Below are 3,383 nucleotides of genomic sequence, written 5' to 3'. Positions count from 1 at the left end.
CCGGCGCGGATCGCCCACGGCGGCATCGTGGCCGCGCTGAACCACGGCCTTGCCCTTGCCCGTGGCCGCCACATCGCCCGCATGGACGCCGACGACACCAGCCACCCGCAGCGCCTGGCCCTGCAATGCGCCTTTCTGGACGCCCACCCGCACATCGGGCTGGTGGGTTGCCGCGTGGACTTCGGCGGCGACCGCGAACGCTGCGGCGGCTACGCCCGGCACGTGGACTGGGTGAACACCCTGCTGGACCCCACGGACATCGCGCTGGCACGCTTTCGCGAATCGCCCTTTGCGCACCCTTCCGTGATGTTCCGCGCGGAACTGCCCGGCCTGCACGGCGCGTACCTCGACGGCCCCTTTCCGGAAGACTACGAGCTGTGGCTGCGCTGGATGGACGCGGGCGTGGCCATGGCCAAGCTGCCGCACACCCTGCTGACCTGGAACGACCCGCCGGGCCGTCTTTCGCGCACCCACCCCAACTACGCGGAAGACGGCTTCTACACCCTGAAGGGGCAATACCTGGCCCGCTGGCTGGCCCGGCACAACCCGAGACACCCCGAGGTGTGGGTGGTGGGCGCGGGCCGCACCAGCCGCCGTCGGGCGCGCCTGTTGATGGAACAGGGCATCGCGGTGCGCGCGTGGATCGACATCGACCCGCGCAAGATCGGCAACCGGGTGGACGGCCTGCCCGTACTGGGGCGCGAGGCCATGCCCGCGCCGGGCGAAGGCTTTCTGGTGGCGTACCTTGCCGGGCACGGCGCGGCGGAAGAACTGGCGGCATTTCTTGATGGCGCGGGCTACGTGCAGGGCCGGGACTACATTCTGGCGGCGTAGCGGAAACGGCCCGCCCGGCACACAACCCTGCCGGGCCCAGCGCGTTCGCCCCCCCCGCCGCCGCAACGTCACCCAACCTTCCGCAAGATTCACCACACCGACACACATGCGCCACCGCCGGGGCGCATTCCTCCTGCAACACCGTCAGGCGATCTGTAGATACTTTCCAGAATCGCCCAACCCGCCGCCGCGCCAAGGCGCTCGCACCGCCCGCGCGGCCCCGGAACCCGCAGGAGGTCGCACTTCATGACCACTGGCGCACCCCGTTCCGCGTCCCGCACCGCCGCACGCCAATCCGCTTCCCATTCCGGCCACGCACAGGATTCCGCAGCACCCAACGCATCACCGGGCGCATCACCGGACGCCGTCCCACCTCGCGCGGGCACGGACAGCACCGCGTCCGCGCACGCATCTTCTCCGCACCCCTCGGCGGCACCGTCCCGTACCCCGCCGCTGTCCATCGACCTGCACGTGCATTCGCGCCACTCCACCCGCCCCTCGCAGTGGATACTGCAAAAGCTGGGCTGCGCGGAAAGCTACACCGACCCGAAAGCGCTGTACGACATCGCCCGCCGCCGGGGCATGGACCTGGTCACCATCACCGACCACAACACCCTGGCGGGCAGCCTTGAAATCGCCCACCTCGACCACACCTTCGTCAGCGAGGAAATCACCGCCTATTTCCCCGAAGACCGCTGCAAGATCCACGTGCTGGCCTGGGACCTGACCGAAGCCCACCACGCCGACATCACCCGCCTGCGCGAGAACATCTACGACCTGGTTGACTACCTGACCGTGTCGGGCATCCCCCATGCCTGCGCCCACGCCATGTACTCGCTGAACGAGCGCCTGACGCTGGACCACATGGAACGGCTGCTGCTGCTCTTTCGGGTGTTCGAGCTGAACGGCTCGCGCGACGACTTCCAGAACGGCATCCTGCGGGCCATCGTGCAGGGGCTGACCCCCGCGGACATGGACGCCATGGCCGACCGGCAGGACATGGCCCCGCGCATGGAGCGGGCGTGGGCAAAGCACCTCATGGCCGGGTCGGACGATCATTCCTCGCTGAACATCGCCCGCAGCCACACCATCATCGAAGGGGTTTCCGGCGTGGGGCACGGTCGCGTGCGCGACGCCCTGCGCGGGGTGATGGAAGGGCGTGGCACGCCGCACGGCAGCGCCGCCACCCCGGTGACCATGGCCCACAACCTGTACGCCATCGCCTACCAGTTCTATAAGCAGCGCTTCGGCCTGGCCCGCCACGTCAACCGCGACACGGTGCTGCGCTTTGCCGACAGGGTGCTGACCGGCGCGCCGGAACCGGAAGGCGGCCTGCTGACGAAACTGCACGGGCTCATCGGATACCGCCGCCCGCGGCTGTCCTTTTCCGCGTCCACCCCGCGCACCGTGCAGGACCACCTGCAAACGGAAGCGGCGGAAACCATCCGTCGCGACCCGGAACTGCGCGCCCTGCTGGACAGTCCCGCCGCCGACATCACCGGCGAGCGCACCGAACAGGCCTGGATGCGCTTTGCCGACCAGGCCTCGGAAAAGGTGCTGCGCACCTTCGCAGACACCCTGCTGGACAACGCCATGGGCGCGGACCTGTTCAGCGTGTTCAACGTGGTGGGCTCCGCCGGATCGCTCTACGCCATCCTGGCCCCGTACTTCGTGGGGTACACCCTGTTCACCAAGGACCGCGCCTTTGCCCGCGCCTGCCGCGACCACTTCCTGCCGCACGAGGCAGAAGCGGCGTCGGGCGCGCCAGGGCAGCAGCACATGCAGCCCGGCACCCGTCCCCATGCCCCCCATGTGGCGGACACGGACGAATGGCACGCCACGGGCCGCCTGAACGTGGGGCACTTCACCGACACCTTCTACGACGTCAACGGCGTGGCCCGCACCCTTCAGATGCAACTGGACATCGCCCGCCGCAACGACAAGCGGTTGCAGGTCATCACCTGCGCCCCCGACGGCGTGGCCGACCCGGAACTGGCCGACCGCTCCGACGTGTTCACCTTTTCGCCCATCGGCTCGTTCGCCATGCCGGAGTACCCCGGCCTTGCCCTGTACTACCCGCCGGTGCTGAAGATGCTGGACCACTGCTATCGCCAGGGCTTCACCCACCTGCATTCGGCCACGCCCGGCCCGGTGGGGCTGGTGGCGCTGGCGGCGGCGCGCATCCTGCGCCTGCCCATCCACGCCACCTACCACACCGCCTTCCCGCAGTACGTGATGATGCTGACCGAGGACGCCGGGCTGGAAGAAGCCATGTGGCGGTACATGATCTGGTACTACAACCAGATGGACCGGGTGTACGTGCCCTCGCACGCCACCGGCGACGAACTGGCGGAACGGGGCATCGCGCGCGAGCGCATCGCCTTCTACCCGCGCGGCATCGACACCGAAACCTTCACCCCGACCCGTCGCAACGGGTTCTTCAGCCGGTACGACGGCAACACCGTTACCCTGCCGCGCACCTTCCCGAACAGCGAAGCGGCGCGCGCCGCCGGGCCGGGCAGGGCGACGCCGCGCGAAGCGGCCCAGCC

2 protein-coding genes are annotated in these 3,383 nt (G+C 69.3%); both read left to right on the top strand.

What is annotated here, in order from left to right; translation table 11 throughout:
* Window positions 1–834 (top strand): glycosyltransferase (locus tag FVW20_RS10325; RefSeq protein WP_196609405.1); only part of this gene is annotated, 834 nt, incomplete at its 5' end.
* Between the two features lie 246 nt (window positions 835–1,080).
* On the top strand, window positions 1,081–3,383 hold a 2,303-nt coding region (locus FVW20_RS10320), incomplete at its 3' end, for a glycosyltransferase (protein ID WP_231039026.1).

Origin of the sequence: Nitratidesulfovibrio oxamicus, from assembly GCF_015731765.1 — a bacterium.
GTDB classification, from domain to species: domain Bacteria; phylum Desulfobacterota; class Desulfovibrionia; order Desulfovibrionales; family Desulfovibrionaceae; genus Cupidesulfovibrio; species Cupidesulfovibrio oxamicus.
The sequence above is the reverse complement of the archived record's forward strand: the minus strand, read 5'-3'. Positions and strand labels throughout refer to the sequence as shown.